This is a genomic window from Amycolatopsis rubida (genome assembly GCF_900115345.1).
In the GTDB taxonomy this organism is placed as follows: Bacteria; Actinomycetota; Actinomycetes; order Mycobacteriales; family Pseudonocardiaceae; genus Amycolatopsis; species Amycolatopsis rubida.
The window spans coordinates 701245-716295 of record NZ_FOWC01000002.1 but is presented as its reverse complement, the minus strand read 5'-3'; the positions used below and the strand labels follow the sequence as shown (position 1 = coordinate 716295).

The window sequence follows — 15051 nt, the reverse complement described above, 5'->3', positions numbered from 1 at the left end:
TGCCTGCGACGACAAGGCCATCGGCCGCTGAGCAAGCACACTGGGACGCCGCGGGGCAACGGGCGCCCTGGAGCGGATCGGGAGGCCTGGATGGCACAGCAGTCGACATCGGAGGCTGTCGGAGGGCAGCTTCGCGCTAATGCGCTTGGCACTGGCGGGATTGCGTTTCTCGTGCTCGCTGCGGTCGCGCCGTTGACCGGGATGGTGGTGATCGCGGGGCTCGGGATCGCGCTGGGCAATGGCGGCGGAATGCCTGCGTCGTTCCTGATCGCCGGGATTGTGTTGCTGTTGTTCGGTGTCGGGTACGCGCGGATGAGCCGGTACGTGTCGAACGCTGGCGGGTTCTACGCCTATCTTACCGCGGCGCTAGGGCGTCCGGCGGGGCTTTCCGGGGCGTTTGTGGCGTTGGCTGGGTACAACTGTTTCGTCGCGGGGGCGGTGGGGACCTCCGGGGCGTTGACGGGGGGCGTGGTCAACCGGGTCTTTCACTTGGACTTGCCGTGGGAGTTTTGGGCCGCGCTGTCGGTCGTCGCGGTGTTTTTGCTGAGTCGTCGTGGGGTGGACGTGTCGGCGAAGGTGCTTGCGGTGTCGCTGATTCTCGAGGTCAGCATTCTGGTCGTGTTCGATGTCGCGGTGCTCGTGAAGTCCGGGTATTCGCTCAGTGCGTTGTCGCCTGCCGTCGTCACGTCCGGGTCGATTGGGCTTGGGTTGTTGTTCGCTGCCACGTGTTTCATCGGGTTCGAGGCGACCGCTTTGTTCAGCGAGGAAGCGCGCGACCCGAACAAGTCGGTGCCGCGCGCTACGTATATCGCGGTGATTGCGATTGGGGTGTTCGCCGCGGTTACTTCGCTTGCGCTGGTCAGTGCGATCGGCGTGGGGAACGCGAAATCCGTGGCGCAGGATCATCTTGCGGCGGGCGACCTGCTTCTTGCTACCTCGCAGGACGTTCTCGGGACCGTGCTTACCGATGTCATGCAATTGCTGCTCGTGGTGAGTCTGTTCGCCGCGTTGCTGGCGTTGCACAACTCGGCGAGCCGGTACATCTACGCGCTTGCTCGGGACGGTGTGCTGTCGAAGGCGTTGGGGCGTACGGTTTCTGGTACGCCGCGTAATGCCAGTGCCGCGCAGATCGGGTTCGCTACGGTCGTCGCGGCGATCTTCGCGGTGCTTGGGCTCGATCCGGTCGCGTTTCTGACGTCGTCGATGACGGGGTTCGGGACGCTGGCGATCCTCGTGCTGCAGGCGATGGCGTCGATCGCGGTGGTGGTGTTCTTCCGGCAGCGGCGGGATCCGCATTGGTGGAGCACGTTTGCCGCACCGGGGCTTGGCGGGGCGGGACTGATCGGGGTGATTGTGCTGGCGGTGCTGAATTTTCCGACGATGGCCGGATCCGACGCGGCATGGATCGGGTTGTTGCCTTGGCTGCTGCCGATCCTGATTGTCGCGGGGCTGGCGATGGCGGAATATCTGCGACGGAAGCGTCCGGAGACTTATGCGGCGCTCGGGCCGGAAGTGCATTGAGTCCGCGGTGGACTCAGCTTTTCGCCTTGGCGCGGTCGTGGGCCCAGCCGGCGAGGACCATTCCGGCGAGGGCCAGCACCACCAGGGCGGCCAGCTGTCCGCCCCAGCCGCCGGGGATCCAGTCGAGCGCGCCCCACAATTGACGCGCGTCGTGGTCGAAGAAACTGCGGATCGCGGCCTGTGCGGATACGACGGTGATCACCATTCCGGCGATCTGCACTGCTGAGTAGCCGCCCTTGCTCATGTGCTCTCCCTGAGTTCGCGATGGTCTCAGTGTGTGGGTCGCGGCCACGACGCGCATCGGACCTGCGGAGCGGACCTGGGTCGACCAAAGTCGAGGGTTACTACTTTGGTCCAGGTGCGGAGTGTGCCGCGGGCGGCTGCACGGCGGGGGCGGATCGGCGAAGATGGGCTCGTGGTCGTTTCGCAGGTCAAGCTCAAACCGTGGCAGCAGGGGTGGCGGCTGGTCGTGGCCGCCCTGCTCGGCGTGCTCGCCTGGCTGGCGGTCGCCTCCCAGCTGCCGGCGGGATCCGACGACCCGCGGATCGGGTGGCTCATTTTCGGCGACCCGGTCATCGGGCTCGGCTGCCTGGTCGCGTCGATGTGGCGGCGGAAGTATCCGCTCTCGGTCGCGACCGGGGTGGTGATCGTCTCGGCGGTGTCGGCCTCCGCCGGGGGAGCCGCGCTGCTCGTGCTCGGGTCGCTCGCCACTCGGCGCCGGCCGCTTGAGACCACCTTCATGGGGGTGGCGTGCGTCGCTACCGCGGCGGTCACCGAAGGGCTCTACCCGCGCGGTTCCGATCCGGACCCGTGGTGGTTCTCTATTTTGTTCATCGTGCTCATCACCGGCATCGTCGTGGCGGTCGGGGCGGCGATCGGGGCGCGGCGCGAGGAGTTGCAGTCGCTGCGGGAACGTGCGGAGAGCGCGGAACGCGAGCAGGTCGCGCGGGCGGCCGAGGCGCGGATTGTCGAGCGGCACCGGATCGCGCGCGAGATGCACGACGTCCTCGCGCATCGGGTTTCGCTGGTCGCGATGCAGGCAGGGGTGCTGGGGCATCGCACCGATCTGCCACCGGAGCAGGTGTCGCTGCTGGCCAGGGGAATCGCTGACGGCGCGCATCAGGCGCTGGAGGAACTGCGCGAGGTGCTCGGGGTCCTGCGGGCCAGTCCGGGCGGGCTTGAGCCGCCGCAGCCGTCGCTCGCGAATCTGCCCGCGTTGGTCGCTGACGCTCGGGCGCTCGGGGTCAATGTCGGCTATACCCCGGAGTCGGTCGGGACACCGCCGGATCTGCTCGCGCGCACGGCGTACCGGATCGTCCAAGAAGGACTGACCAATGCCGGAAAACACGCGCCTGGCACTGAAGTGTGCGTCACCGTTGCGGGCGGGGAGGGCGAGGGGCTGCGCGTGACGGTGCGGGATTCCGGCGCGGCGAAGAGCGGGCCGCCGCCGCCTTCGGCCGGGTTCGGGTTGCTGGGGCTTTCCGAGCGGGTCGGGCTCGCCGGTGGTGAACTGGACCATTACGCGGACCCGGACGGCGGGTTCGTGCTGACCGCGTGGCTGCCATGGCCTGCCCGCGGCGAAGGGAGCGAGTGAGTGGACCGGGTGCGGGTCGTGATCGTCGACGACGATCAGCTGGTACGGATGTCGTTGCGGCTCATGCTCGACGGCGAAGCCGACCTGGAGGTCGCGGGCGAGGCCGCGGACGGCGACGCCGCGATCGCCGAGGTCCGCAGGCTGCGGCCGGACGTCGTGCTGATGGACGTGCGGATGCCCGGTCGTGACGGGCTGAGCGCGACCGAGGCGATCCTCAGCTGGCCGGACCCACCGCGGATCCTGGTGCTGACCACGTTCGATTCCGACGAGATGGTGCTCGGCGCGCTGCGCGCCGGCGCGCTCGGGTTTGTGCTCAAGGACACCCCGCCGCCGGACATCCTGGCCGCGGTGCGCGCGGTCGCCGACGGGGACCCCGCGCTGTCCCCGGCCGCCACCAGCCGGTTGATCACCGCGGCGATGGGTCCGCAGTCGTCGGCGACCCGGAGTGCCGCGCGGGAGGCGGCACTGGCGCGGCTGGCCGCGTTGACCGAACGCGAACGGGACACCGCGCGGGCGATCGCGGAAGGGCTGTCGAACGCCGAGGTGGGCGCGCGGCTGCACATCAGCGTGGCGACGGTGAAGGCGCACACGAGCAGCCTGTTCGCGAAGCTCGGCGTGGTGAACCGGGTGCAGATCGCGCTCGTAGTGCGCGACAGCGAGGGATAACCAGAAATCCGCAGTGCCGGACAGCTTCGACGCGCGTATTCCGAGATGGTGCCGAAATTGGCGTGAACGGAATCTTTATCCGGTAATTTGCGCTGTTGGCCACAGCGCATCACCTTCGCGCTCCGGTGCGGTCTCGACCAGCCCGGCAACCTGCTCCACGAGGCGTGCAAGGAGGTCAGGCCGTTGCCTGCGCGTGTTCTGGGCAGTCTGTGCGCAATTCGGTCAGTGCCAAGGGTTTCCGCATCAAGTGGCAGTGGTGCGGGGCCTTCGGGCCGGGGTGCTCGTCCGGCCCGAAGAACCGGCAGGTCGTGCACACCCGGGCGACGCTGATCGCGCCGCTGCGCTGCAGGTCCGCGATCACCCGCAACAGCGTGTGCAGCGTCGTGGCCCGGTCCGGCTCCGGCAGCGCGGCCACCAGCTGTTCGTCCCACGCCGACAACTCGGCGGAGACCTGGAAACCGCGGTCGGTCAGGGCGAGCAGGCGGCGGCGTCCGTCCGAACCTGGCGAGCGGATGAGGAGTCCCTTGCGTTCCAGGGCGCTGACCGCGTCGGACATCGTCGGCGTGCCGGCTGACCGGAAAGGGACAGCACTGCTTGTTGTTGCAGCGGCGAATGGCCTTGAGCGCGGGCGCTGCGCTGGGACAGTGCGCGCAGGCCGTTCCCGAGCCGTTCGACGGCGTCGGCCAGCCGGCGGTCGAGGCCGGGTTCGTGCTCGGGCATGCGCGTCGCCTCGTGGACTCCTTGTCACCATGGTCAGCGACGGCCCGGAAGAAGGCCGGGACCACCCGGTCCCGGCCTCCTCCCTCGCCAGGTGGCTCAGACGAGTTTTTGCGCTTCGAGCAGCGTGTCTCGCAGGATTTGCTCGATCTGGTCGAACTCCGCCTGCCCCGCGATCAGCGGCGGGGCGAACTGGACGACTACGTCGCCCCGGTCGTCCGGACGGCAGTAGAGGCCGCGTTCGAACAGCGCGCCCGGCAGGAAGCCGCGGACGAGGCGTTCCCGCTCGTCGGCGTCGAACGTCTCCCGGGTCGCCTTGTCCTTGACCAGTTCGACCGCCCAGAAGTACCCGTCGCCGCGGACGTCGCCGACGATCGGCAGGTCCAGCAGCTTGTCCAGGGTCGAGCGGAACGCGTCCTGGTTGTCCAGTACACGCTGGTTGAGGCCCTCGCGTTCCATCAGGTCGAGGTTCGCGAGGGCGACCGCGGCCGACACCGGATGCCCGCCGAAGGTGTACCCGTGCGGGAAGGCGACCTTCGCGCCGAGGAACGGCTCCATCACCCGGTCCGACGCGATCAGCGCGGCGATCGGGCTGTAGCCGGAACTGAGGCCCTTGGCGCAGGTCAGCAGGTCCGGCTGGAGGCCGAACTTCTCGCTGGCGAAGGTCGCGCCGTGCCTGCCGAAGGCGCAGATCACCTCGTCGGCGACCAGCAGCACGTCGTGCCGGTCGCAGATTTCCCGCACCCGCTCGAAGTACCCGGGCGGCGGCGTGAGGCAGCCGCCGGAGTTCTGCACCGGTTCGAGCACGACCGCGGCGACCGTGTCCGCGCCCTCGAACCGGATCGCCTCCTCGATCCGGTCCGCGGCCCAGGCGCCGAACGCTTCGAGGTCGCCGGCGAACTCCGGATGCCGGTACAGGTTGGTGTTCGGCACCCGGAACCCGCCCGGTGCCAGCGGTTCGAAGTCCTTCTTCATCGCGGGCAGCCCGGTGATCGCGAGCGCGCCGTGCGGGGTGCCGTGGTAGGCCACCGCGCGGCTGATCACCTTGTGCTTGCCGGGTTTTCCGGTCAGCTTGAAGTACTGCTTCGCGACCTTCCACGCGGACTCGACCGCTTCGCCGCCGCCGGTGGCGAAGAAGACGCGGTTGAGGTCGCCCGGCGCGAGGTGCGCGAGCCGCTCGGCCAGCTCCGCCGCGGGTTTCGTGGCATAGCCCCAAATCGGGAAGTAGGCCAGCTCGTTCGCCTGCTGTGCGGCGACGTCTGCGAGTTCGCGGCGGCCGTGTCCGGCCTGCACGACGAAAAGCCCGGCCAGCCCGTCGAGAATCTTGCGGCCGCGGTCGTCCCACACGTGCACGCCCTCGCCGCGGGTGATCACCGGGACCGGCGAGTCCGGGTAATTTCCCATGCGGGAGAAGTGCATCCACAGGTGCCGGGCTGCTGCCGACTGAGTGTCCATCGCTGATCCCTCTCAGACGTTCCGCGGGAAACCGAGGTCGAGGCCACCCTGTTCGGGGCCCGGCCAGCGAGTGGTGACGACCTTGGCGCGGGTGAAGAAGTGCACGCCCTCGCCGCCGTGCGCGTGGGTGTCGCCGAACAGCGAGTTCTTGCGGCCGCCGAACGAGTGGTAGGCCACCGGGACCGGCACCGGCACATTCACGCCGACCATGCCCGCCTCGACGTCGGCGGAGAACCGGCGGGCCGCGCCGCCGTCGTTGGTGAAGATCGCCGCGCCGTTGCCGTACGGTCCGGCGTTGATCAGTTCGATCGCCTCGGCGAACGTTTCCACCCGCACGACCGAAAGGACCGGGCCGAAGATCTCGTCGGTGTAGATCGGCATGTCCGGGCGGACGTGGTCGAACACGGTGGGGCCGACGAAGAATCCTTCGCCGTCCGCGTCGAATTCGCCTTCCCGGCCGTCCAGGACCAGCGTCGCGCCAGCCTCCGCACCTGCCGCGATGTAGCCGGAGACCCGGTCCTTCGCCGCGGCGGTGACCAGCGGGCCCATGTCGCAGGAGCGGGTGCCGTCGCCGGTCACCAGCGTCTTCGCGCGGTCGGCGATCCGCGGCACCAGCGCGTCGGCGACATCGCCCACCGCGACCACCACCGACACCGCCATGCAGCGTTCGCCCGCGGACCCGAAACCAGCGCTGACCGCCTGGTCGGCGACCAGGTCGAGGTCGGCGTCGGGCAGCACGACCAGGTGGTTCTTCGCGCCGCCGAGCGCTTGGACGCGCTTGCCGTTCGCGGTGCCGGTCTCGTAGACGTACTGCGCGATCGGGGTTGAGCCGACGAACGAAACCGCCTCGATGTCCGGGCTGTGCAGCAGCGCGTCGACCGCGGTCTTGTCGCCGTGCAGCACGTTGAACACGCCTTCGGGCAGACCGGCTTCGCGCCACAGCTCGGCGAGCCAGTTCGCGGCGGTCGGCACCTTCTCCGACGGCTTCAGCACCACGGTGTTCCCGGCCGCGATCGCGATCGGGAAGAACCACATCGGGACCATGGCGGGAAAGTTGAACGGCGAGATGACAGCGACCGGACCGAGCGGTTCGCGCAGCGTCGTGACGTCGATGCCGGTCGACGCGTTGGCCGTCGCCGCGCCCTTGAGCAGCTGCGGGATCCCGCAGGCGAACTCGACGACCTCCAGGCCGCGCGCGACCTCGCCCGCCGCGTCGGACAGCACCTTGCCGTGCTCGGCGGTGATGATCTTCGCGAGTTCTCCCGACCGCGCGTCGAGCAGTTCGCGGAACCGGAACAGCACCCGGCTGCGCTTGGCCAGCGAGGTCTTGCGCCAGACGGGGAACGCGGCCTTCGCGGCGGCGATCGCGGCCTCGGCGTCCGCGGCCGAGCCGAGCGGCACGCGCGCGGTGACCTTCCCGGTCGCCGGGTTCGTGACGTCCCCGTAACCGTCCGGCGAGCCTGCTGCCTCGCCGCCGGCGATCCACTGGGACAGCGTCGGCACGGAATCGCTCATCGAGCCACCTTTCGTCCTGGTATTCGCCCTCTGAGGGTCCCTCGCGGACGGGGCACGGGTAACCGACGAATCGTCGCATTGTTGACCGCTGCCGGTACATTTCGTCGGGTTATGCTGCCTGCGTGGACCTGACCCTGCGAGACGTCCTGGAGCTGCCCGTGATGGCCGCCGGGTCGCCGGTCGTGCGCTCGGCGGCGGACCGGGTCGACGTGCCGGTGCGGTCGGTGCACGTGAGCGAGCTGAGCGACGTCGCCGGGACGCTGACCAGCGACGTTCTGGTGCTCTCGATCGGGCGTGCGTTCGCCGAACCGGGCTTCGACCCGGTGGCGTACGTGCGTTCGCTGCGCGAGGCCGGCGCGATCGGGCTGGTCGTGGATCCGTGGGAGCGGCCGAAGGCGTTGCCCAGCGGGTTGGTGCAGGCCGCCCGGGCGGTCCGGTTCCCGCTGGTGGAGCTGCGCGGCACGATCCGCTTCATCGAGGTGACCGAGATCGTGCACGCGCGGATCGTCAACGCGCATTACGAGCGGTTGCGGCTGGCCGAGCGCGCGCACGAGGCGTTCAGCACGGTCGGTTCGGCGTCGCAGGCACCGGACGCGGTCCTCGCGCACGCGGCGGACCTGATCGGGCTGCCGGTGGTGCTGGAGGACCGGACGCATCGGGCGCTCGCGTTCGCCGGGGCGGGTTCGGCGGAATCACTGCTGCGCGACTGGCCGGCCCGGTCCCGGCGGGTGCCGTTTTCCGCGGCGACCGCGGTCGGCGGTCCGGAGGGCTGGATGTGCACGCCGGTGGGGCCGCCGCGTGAACGCTGGGGCCGGCTGGTCGTGCCCGCGCACTCGGCAGAGCAGCCGTCGGCGTGGATGGTGCTCGAACGCGCGGCTGAGGCGTTGACCGTCGGGAAGCTGCTGGAACACTCGCCGCTGTCGGTGGAAATCGAGGCGCAGGGCGATTTGCTGCGGGACCTGCTGCACGGAGCGGACGAGGGTTCGGTCCGCGCGCGGGCCAGGGCGTTGGGGCTGGCCGCGGCGGCGTACTACGCGGTGCTGGTGTGCCGTCCGGCTCGGGCCGGGCAGGAGCGAGCGTTGCTGGACGCGGTGCTGACCAGTGACGGGATCGGCGGCGTGCTGGCGGAAGGCCGGGTGGCGGCGGTGTTCCCGTGTGCCTCGGTTACTGCGGAAAAAGCGTTGCTGGAGCGCGTGGTCGCCGCGGTTCCGGCTGGACTGGCGGCGGCGTTCGGGGCGGCCGGCCCGGTGCGTCGGCTCGGGGAGCTGCCGGCGGCATTGCAGGAGGCGGTGCATGTCGCGGATGTCGAATCGCCTGGTGCGCCCGGACTTCGGCGGGCTGGTGACCTGGGCGTGCGCGGGTTGTTGTGGTGGCTGCGGGAGCATCCGCGGTTGCACGAGTTCACCGAGGCGCAGCTGCGGCCGTTGCTGACCTTGCCGGAACCGCGGGCCAGCCGGACGTTCGCGACGTTGCGGGCGTTTGTCGAGGCGGGGTATTCGATGACGGAGTTCGCGAAGGCGTTGAACCTGAGTCGTCCGGCGGCGTACTCGCGGTTGGCGACGATCGAGCGGTTGCTCGGCGTCGATCTGTCCGATCCGGACACTCGGCTTTCGGTGCACCTGGCGGTTTTGGCGCACGGGCACCGGGATTCAGCTTCCGGCGCCCCAGCGCAGTGACAGCCGGTCGGCCGCGCGTTCGGTGCTGATGTGCATCATGCTGCCGAGAATGGTCGCGCGGTCGATGACGACGATCGTGCCGTCCGGGGTGCTCGTGGTGCGCTCGCTGACCAGGACCGGGGTGTCGACCGGTTCGTCGAGAAGCTGGGCGAGCTTGTCGTCGAGAGAATCCGGGCGGATCGTTTCGGCGGCCCGGTCCACCGCGACGTCCAGTTCGGACAGTGCGGTGTAGAGCGAAGTTGTGGTGAAATCGGTGTTCCGCAACCGTTCTCCGTGCGGGGGAGCGATCCATGACACCTGATGGATTGCCCTTCGACCGCCGAACTCGCGCACTCGTTCCAGTCGCAGGCCGGAATCGGTGGCCCTGGCCTGCAATCGCGCGGCGACGCGAGTGGGCAACCGGCGTACTGCCTGGCTGACGACCTCGGTGCGCACGACGTAACCCTGATCGCGCAGGTCCTCGGTGAAGCTGCGCAAGGAGCCCAGCTGGTACGAGGCCGATGTCGGCGCCACGAAGGTGCCGCGGCCGGGTTGTTGCACGATCAGGGCTTCGTCGCTGAGTTCGCGCAGCGCTTGCCGGAGCGTCATGAGCGTGACGCCGTAGGACGCGCTGAGCTCCCGCTGCGGTGGCAGGGCCGCGCCGGGCGCGTACTCCCCGGCGCGGATCCTCGCGGCGAGATCCGCGGCGATCGCTCGGTATCGGGCCATGCGCGTCCGTTCTGGTCCGGTTCTGCGGGGACCAGCGGATTCTAGTCCAGCGCGGCCCGCATGGTCGCGGCGTACTCGCCGACCTCCGCCGGACCGGCACCGTCGAGCACCCGCCGCATGATCGCCGCGCCCACGATCACGCCGTCGGCCACCCGGGCGGCCTCGGCGGCGTGCGCTGGTCGCGAGATGCCGAAGCCGACCAGGATCGGCTGGTCAGTGGCGTTCTTCAGCCGGGTGGCCAGGTCGATCGCGGAGGCGGGCAGCTGGTCGCGTTCGCCGGTGGTGCTCATCGACGAGACGGCGTAGACGAAACCTCGGCTGCGCGCGGCGATCTCGTGTGCGCGGTCGGCTGGCGTCGCGGGGGAGACCAGCAATGCCAGCTCGATTCCCTTCTCGATCGCGGGCACTTCCTCCAGCGGAAGATCCGGCACGATCAGAGCGTCGACTCCGGCTTCTCGCAGTTCGGTGCGGAAGCCCTTCCGGACGGCCAGATTGGCGTAGGTGCTCACGATGATCGGGATGTCCACTGTGGTCTCTGACAGTGCATTGAGGACACTCTGAGGAGTAGTTCCGTTAGCGAGAGCGACGGTGGACGCTTCCTGGATGGTCACACCGTCCAGCGTCGGGTCGGAGAACGGGATGCCGACTTCGATCGCGTCCGCACCGGCTTCGGCCAGCGCCGGGAGATAGTCCGTCCACTGTGGATTGATGCCGCCGGTGAGGTACGGCATCAGGATTTTGCGATCGGTTTTCATGCGCGGGACTCCTCGGCGCGAGCGATGAGCGTGGTGATGTCCTTGTCGCCCCGGCCGGACAGGGTGAGCAGCACCGTTGAGCCAGCGGGGAGATCCGGCGTGCCAGCGGCTTCGGCCACCCAGGCGAGCGCGTGCGCGGATTCGAGGGCCGGGATGATTCCCTCGGTGCGTGCCAGTCGCGCGGCCGCGGCGACCGCTGCTTCATCGTTGACCGCGACGTACTGAGCCCGCCCGAGGTCGCGCAGGTGCGCGTGTTCCGGTCCGACACCGGGGTAATCCAGTCCGGCGGCGATCGAGTGGGCTTCGAGGATCTGCCCGTGCTCGTCCTGGAGGAACAGCGACCGCGATCCGTGCAGCACCCCGGCCTGGCCGGACGTCGCGCCCGATCCGCCGATCGCTTCCACTCCGACCAGTCGTGCGCTGGTGTCGGCGAATCCGGCGAAAGTGCCCGCCGCGTTGGATCCGCCGCCGACGCACGCGACGACGAAATCCGGCACCGTCACGTGCTGCTCGCGGGCTTCGTCGCCGATCACGCGCTGGAACTCCCGCACCATCCACGGATACGGATGTGGTCCGACGACCGAGCCGAGGCAGTAGTGCGCCTCCTCGGTCGAGCTGACCCAGTGCCGCATCGCTTCGCTGGTCGAGTCCTTGAGCGTGCGGCTGCCCGAGCGCACCGGGACGACCTCCGCGCCGAGGTAGCGCATGCGGAACACGTTGTGCGACTGGCGTTCGACGTCCTGTTCGCCCATGAACACCGTGACCGGCAGGTCGAGCAGCGCGCCCGCGGTGGCCGTCGCGACGCCGTGCATCCCGGCTCCGGTCTCGGCGATCAGCCGCTGCTTGCCCATCCGCTTCGCGAGCAGCGCTTGGCCGACCGCGTTGTTGATCTTGTGCGACCCGGTGTGCGTGAGGTCTTCCCGCTTGAGCGCGACGGTCACGCCGAGTTCCGCGGACAACCGTTCGGCGGGCGTCACCGGCGTGGGCCTGCCGACGTGCCGGGCGAGCATCGTCTGGAGCTGCTCGCGGAAGCCGGGGTCGACCCATGCCTTCTCGAAGGCGTCGGCGACTTCGAGGCAGGCGGGCACCAGTGATTCCGGCACCCAGCGCCCGCCGTACTCCCCGAAACGTCCTTCCTGGGGTGGGGTGCGCATGAGCGGCTCCTTAGAGTTCTATAACTGTCTCCACTGTTATAGAACTCTTGGCGGCGCAGCGCAAGACCGTCAGCGCTGCCGCAGGATCTCGGCGCCGTCGCCGTCCAGGTCGTCGAGGAACCGGGAGCGGCCGGTCATGGCCATGATCAGCGCGAGCGTCGGGCCGGACACGAGGGGGCCCGAGCCGCCGGAAAAGTCACTGTCGGTTGCTTCGAGGCGAAGGCCGCGGACGCGCCCTTTGGCGAGCACGACGAGGTCGGAGCCGAGGTAGTAGCGGGCCACCGTGGTGAGCGTCTCGACCGGATACTCGTGGCGGATGCCGAGCGGACGGCGGATGTCCTCGCCGTGCACGACGGTCTCGCCGAGCATCGCCACGACCGGCAACGGCGGTTTCGTCGTTGCCGGTGACGACCCGGCGGAAGCGGGCCAACGTGTCGGCCGGGCTGTCGCCGAGGTGCTCGGCCAACCGCATCGCGACCTGCCGATCGAAGTCGAACCGGCAGCGGAGCACGCCCGCCGTCCAGCGCAACGGCGTGAGCGACGCGCCCGCGGTGAGGTGGGCCAGCACCTCGCGGACGGAGAGCCCCTCGCACAGTGATGGCGTGCTCCATGCGGCGTCGGACAGATCGTCGGCCAGTGCGGCGCGTTCGGCGTGGATCTGCGGCCAGGCGGCGGTCATTTCAGGTCTCCTCGGTAGTGGTTGCCAGGTGAGACCGGCCGGATGCGGCAGAATCGTCGGTCGTGGGGGAAATTTCTTCGGAAGCCGCATTCACCCGTGCGGTGGCCCCGTTGCGGGTGGAATTGCGTGCGCACTGTTACCGGATGCTCGGCTCGATCCACGACGCCGACGACGCCATGCAAGAGGCACTGTTGCGAGGGTGGCGCGGGCGGGCCGGGTTTGAGGGCCGCAGCACGCTGCGCACCTGGCTGTACACGGTCGCCACGCGGACCTGTCTGGACCTCATCGAGCAGCGCGGCCGCCGCGCACTGCCGGTCGACCTGGGCCCGGCGGGCGAGCAGGTCGTCCTCGACTCAGCCCCGCGTACCGACGTGGCCTGGCTGGGTCCGTGCCCCGATTTCCCCGCGGCCAGTTACGAACAACGCGAGGCGGTTGAGCTGGCTTTCGTCGCCGCGTGCCGTCATCTGCCGGGCAACCAACGGGCGGCGCTGCTGCTGTTCGACGTCCTCGGCTTTTCCGCCGCCGAGATCGCCGCGATGATGGAAACGTCCGTGGCCTCGGTGAACTCCGCCCTGGCCCGCGCCCGTCGGACCATCTCGGCGCACGTTCCCGCCCGAACTCGGCAGCGGCTCCTCGGCGACTCCCGCTGCCAAGAGCTGGCGACTGGTTTCGCGACCGCCCTTGCCGAAGGCGACGTCGACGGCCTCGTAAGCTTGCTGACCGAGGACGTCACCTGGTCGATGCCGCCGCTGCCGCACTGGTATCGCGGCGGCGCCGCCGTGACGGAGTTCGCCGTCCAGGTCCCGATGACGCGCTGTCCGAGCTGGCGCTTCCGGCTGATCAGCGCGAACGCCCAGCCCGCGGTGGCGTTCTACCTCGGCGGTTCGGGGACTGTCCCGCACGAGGCGTGGTCCATCACCGTGCTGACCCTGCGGGAGGACCGGATCTGCGACCTCACGTCGTTCCTCGGCGCAGCGCATTTCCCGGCCTTCGGGCTGCCTGCCACGGTCATGCCTTAGGCGCGGCCCGCACGTGCGCGCGCTGCCCCTGCCGTCCGACCAGACACAGGTACTCCACCGGTTCCGCCGACGCCGCGCCGAACCAGTGCGGTATCCGGGTGTCGAATTCCGCTGCCTCGCCCGGGGAAAGCGTCATGTCGTGCTCGCCGAGCACCAGCCGCAACTGTCCATTGAGGACATACGTCCACTCGTAGCCCTCGTGCGTCTTGGGCTCGGGCTCTTGCTTTGCCCGCTGCCCGGGCAGGATGAATTTGTACGCCTGGATTCCGCCCGGACGGCGCGTCAGCGGCAGGATCGTCACGCCGTCGGCACAGCTGATCGGGCGAAGATGGATGCGCGGATCGCCGGTTGGCGGGGCGTCGACCAGTTCGTCGAGGGGCACGCCATGTGCGCGAGCCAGCGGCAGCAACTGCTCCAGCGTGGGCCGCCGATTGCCGGATTCCAGTCGCGACAGCGTGCTGGCGGCGATGCCGGTCTGTGCGGCCAGCTCGGCCAGCGTGACCTCTCGCTTCCGGCGCAGCTCGCGCAACCGGGGGCCGACTGCGTCCAGGGCTCGGTCGTCGTCCATTCCCCGAGTTTGACAGATTGGCAAGTTTGCTTGCCAGCTGTGCCGGCGGGTTTGCAAGGTGGAACGGGAACCCACGAAAGGAACCGTTGTGCCGCACGCATTCGATCAGTCCTATTGGGACGAGCACTGGCATGGCACCGCCGGGCACGCGAAGCTCGAGCCGCATCCGAAGCTGGTCGAAGAGGCGGGGAAACTCCCGCCCGGACGCGCGCTGGAGGCTGGCTGCGGGGAAGGAAACGAGGCGCTCTGGCTCGCCGGGCACGGATGGCGGGTGACGGCGGTCGACCTGTCCGAGGAGGTGCTGCGACATGCGCGCGAACGGTCGAGCGAGGTCGAGTGGGTGTGCGCTGACCTGCTGAACTGGGCTCCGGACGGGCAGTTCGACCTGGTCGCTACGCACTACGTGCACGCGGCGGGCTCGCTGTTCGAGCGGCTCGCGGAGTGGGTCGCGCCGGGCGGGACGTTGCTGGTGGTCGGGCACCAGCACGGGGAGCTGCATCCGCCGGAGTCGACGATCACCGTCCACGACGTCGGTCTGGATGCGGGGCGATGGGAGATCACGGCCGCCGAGAACCGGACGCGGAAGGTTCCTGGCGGGGAATTGCACGACACGATTCTCTGTGCCCGCAAGGATTCTTCGCCTAACGCGTAATCGGTGGCGGCCTATGCCGAGATCGCGGACTGGTACCAGGAGGAGTTCGCCGCGCCCAGCCAGTGAAACCTGGTGCGGGAGCTGGGCTGGACGCCGCTCGGCGTTGACCTGTCCAGCGGGATGCTCCGCGCCCGGCTGCCGATCGCCCAGGCCGACGCCGCGCGGTTGCCGGTTCGGGACCGCAGCGTCGATGCGGTCGTCTCGGATGCTGGTGCACGCCGACATGCCCGGGTACTTCGCGGTGCTGCGCGAGGTGGCGAGGGTCGTCCGGCTGGCTATCACGGACCGACCAGGGGATTCGCGACAAGGTCGGTGCGGCGCACTGGCCGTTGGCCGAGTTGCTGAACGGCCGTTGCCGATCGTGCTGGCGGC

At 69.5% G+C, this 15051-nt stretch carries 16 protein-coding genes; 7 read left to right on the top strand and 9 right to left on the bottom strand.

The features are described 5' to 3' along the window. The first annotated feature begins 90 nt into the window (after nt 1-90). Nucleotides 91-1521, top strand: a complete 1431-nt coding sequence (locus BM362_RS12355; RefSeq protein WP_093573194.1) for an APC family permease — start codon at nt 91-93, stop codon at nt 1519-1521. 13 nt (nt 1522-1534) lie between these two features. Here the strand turns inward: BM362_RS12355 and BM362_RS12350 are convergent, their stop codons facing one another. After that, nucleotides 1535-1765: a hypothetical protein gene (locus tag BM362_RS12350; RefSeq protein ID WP_093573193.1), complete on the bottom strand. Its 231-nt coding sequence runs from the start codon at nt 1763-1765 to the stop codon at nt 1535-1537. Nucleotides 1766-1936: 171 nt separating this feature from the next. Between BM362_RS12350 and BM362_RS12345 the strand changes: the two genes are divergently transcribed. Together BM362_RS12345 and BM362_RS12340 are read left to right on the top strand one after the other, a co-directional pair. After that, nucleotides 1937-3115 carry a sensor histidine kinase gene (locus BM362_RS12345; RefSeq protein ID WP_093573192.1) on the top strand — a complete coding sequence of 393 codons (1179 nt, stop codon included), beginning with the start codon at nt 1937-1939 and terminating at the stop codon, nt 3113-3115. Then, nucleotides 3116-3781, top strand: a complete 666-nt coding sequence (locus BM362_RS12340; RefSeq protein WP_067576272.1) for a response regulator transcription factor — start codon at nt 3116-3118, stop codon at nt 3779-3781. A 175-nt stretch (nt 3782-3956) separates the two neighbouring features. On the opposite strand, the gene BM362_RS12335 is transcribed toward BM362_RS12340, so the two are convergent. From BM362_RS12335 to BM362_RS12325, 3 genes are all read right to left on the bottom strand, one after another. Then, nucleotides 3957-4337: a MarR family winged helix-turn-helix transcriptional regulator gene (locus BM362_RS12335; RefSeq protein WP_067576274.1), complete on the bottom strand. Its 381-nt coding sequence runs from the start codon at nt 4335-4337 to the stop codon at nt 3957-3959. Nucleotides 4338-4597: 260 nt separating this feature from the next. Beyond that, the gene (locus BM362_RS12330; protein WP_067576276.1) at nt 4598-5953 is read right to left on the bottom strand and encodes an aspartate aminotransferase family protein; all 1356 of its coding nucleotides are present in this window, start codon (nt 5951-5953) and stop codon (nt 4598-4600) included. Between the two features lie 12 nt (nt 5954-5965). After that, a complete protein-coding gene (locus BM362_RS12325) occupies nt 5966-7468 on the bottom strand; it encodes a CoA-acylating methylmalonate-semialdehyde dehydrogenase (protein ID WP_093573191.1) in 1503 nt (500 codons plus the stop codon). A 122-nt stretch (nt 7469-7590) separates the two neighbouring features. Here BM362_RS12325 and BM362_RS12320 point away from each other — a divergent pair, with 122 nt between their 5' ends. After that, nucleotides 7591-9144 carry a PucR family transcriptional regulator gene (locus BM362_RS12320; protein ID WP_093573190.1) on the top strand — a complete coding sequence of 518 codons (1554 nt, stop codon included), beginning with the start codon at nt 7591-7593 and terminating at the stop codon, nt 9142-9144. On the opposite strand, the gene BM362_RS12315 is transcribed toward BM362_RS12320, so the two are convergent. The 4 genes from BM362_RS12315 to BM362_RS50490 form a co-directional block, all read right to left on the bottom strand. Next, nucleotides 9118-9852, bottom strand: a complete 735-nt coding sequence (locus BM362_RS12315; protein WP_093573189.1) for a GntR family transcriptional regulator — start codon at nt 9850-9852, stop codon at nt 9118-9120. The two genes, BM362_RS12320 and BM362_RS12315, sit on opposite strands and share 27 nt — an antisense overlap. A 41-nt stretch (nt 9853-9893) precedes the next feature. After that, a complete protein-coding gene (gene trpA / locus BM362_RS12310; protein ID WP_093573188.1) occupies nt 9894-10607 on the bottom strand; it encodes a tryptophan synthase subunit alpha in 714 nt (237 codons plus the stop codon). Further along, nucleotides 10604-11761 (bottom strand): tryptophan synthase subunit beta, encoded by a 1158-nt coding sequence (gene trpB, locus BM362_RS12305; protein WP_093573187.1) that lies wholly within the window; start codon nt 11759-11761, stop codon nt 10604-10606. The genes trpA and trpB overlap by 4 nt, the downstream gene beginning before the upstream one ends. A gap of 196 nt (nt 11762-11957) precedes the next feature. Continuing rightward, nucleotides 11958-12440, bottom strand: coding sequence for a maleylpyruvate isomerase family mycothiol-dependent enzyme (locus BM362_RS50490; protein WP_167545275.1), 483 nt, complete (start codon nt 12438-12440; stop codon nt 11958-11960). 62 nt (nt 12441-12502) lie between these two features. On the opposite strand from BM362_RS50490, the gene BM362_RS12295 reads away from it, so the two are divergent. Beyond that, nucleotides 12503-13459 (top strand): sigma-70 family RNA polymerase sigma factor, encoded by a 957-nt coding sequence (locus BM362_RS12295; RefSeq protein ID WP_093573186.1) that lies wholly within the window; start codon nt 12503-12505, stop codon nt 13457-13459. Here BM362_RS12295 and BM362_RS12290 read toward each other — a convergent pair. Beyond that, complete coding sequence (locus BM362_RS12290) at nt 13449-14027, bottom strand: helix-turn-helix domain-containing protein (RefSeq protein ID WP_093573185.1); 579 nt, start codon at nt 14025-14027, stop codon at nt 13449-13451. The two genes, BM362_RS12295 and BM362_RS12290, sit on opposite strands and share 11 nt — an antisense overlap. A gap of 88 nt (nt 14028-14115) precedes the next feature. Between BM362_RS12290 and BM362_RS12285 the strand changes: the two genes are divergently transcribed. Beyond that, nucleotides 14116-14679, top strand: coding sequence for a class I SAM-dependent methyltransferase (locus BM362_RS12285; protein ID WP_067576287.1), 564 nt, complete (start codon nt 14116-14118; stop codon nt 14677-14679). Between the two features lie 72 nt (nt 14680-14751). Beyond that, entirely contained in the window at nt 14752-15024 is a 273-nt protein-coding gene (locus BM362_RS50485; RefSeq protein ID WP_425285696.1) for a methyltransferase domain-containing protein, read from the top strand. Nucleotides 15025-15051 lie beyond the last annotated feature (27 nt).

What these genes read in the sequence shown, in the direction of transcription:
- BM362_RS12355 (WP_093573194.1), top strand. Translation starts at nt 91, where the DNA reads ATGGCACAGCAGTCGACATCGGAGGCTGTCGGAGGGCAGCTTCGCGCT.
- BM362_RS12350 (WP_093573193.1), bottom strand. Translation starts at nt 1,765, where the DNA reads ATGAGCAAGGGCGGCTACTCAGCAGTGCAGATCGCCGGAATGGTGATC.
- BM362_RS12335 (WP_067576274.1), bottom strand. Translation starts at nt 4,337, where the DNA reads ATGTCCGACGCGGTCAGCGCCCTGGAACGCAAGGGACTCCTCATCCGC.
- BM362_RS12330 (WP_067576276.1), bottom strand. Translation starts at nt 5,953, where the DNA reads ATGGACACTCAGTCGGCAGCAGCCCGGCACCTGTGGATGCACTTCTCC.
- BM362_RS12325 (WP_093573191.1), bottom strand. Translation starts at nt 7,468, where the DNA reads ATGAGCGATTCCGTGCCGACGCTGTCCCAGTGGATCGCCGGCGGCGAG.
- BM362_RS12315 (WP_093573189.1), bottom strand. Translation starts at nt 9,852, where the DNA reads ATGGCCCGATACCGAGCGATCGCCGCGGATCTCGCCGCGAGGATCCGC.
- trpA (WP_093573188.1), bottom strand. Translation starts at nt 10,607, where the DNA reads ATGAAAACCGATCGCAAAATCCTGATGCCGTACCTCACCGGCGGCATC.
- trpB (WP_093573187.1), bottom strand. Translation starts at nt 11,761, where the DNA reads ATGCGCACCCCACCCCAGGAAGGACGTTTCGGGGAGTACGGCGGGCGC.
- BM362_RS50490 (WP_167545275.1), bottom strand. Translation starts at nt 12,440, where the DNA reads ATGACCGCCGCCTGGCCGCAGATCCACGCCGAACGCGCCGCACTGGCC.
- BM362_RS12290 (WP_093573185.1), bottom strand. Translation starts at nt 14,027, where the DNA reads ATGGACGACGACCGAGCCCTGGACGCAGTCGGCCCCCGGTTGCGCGAG.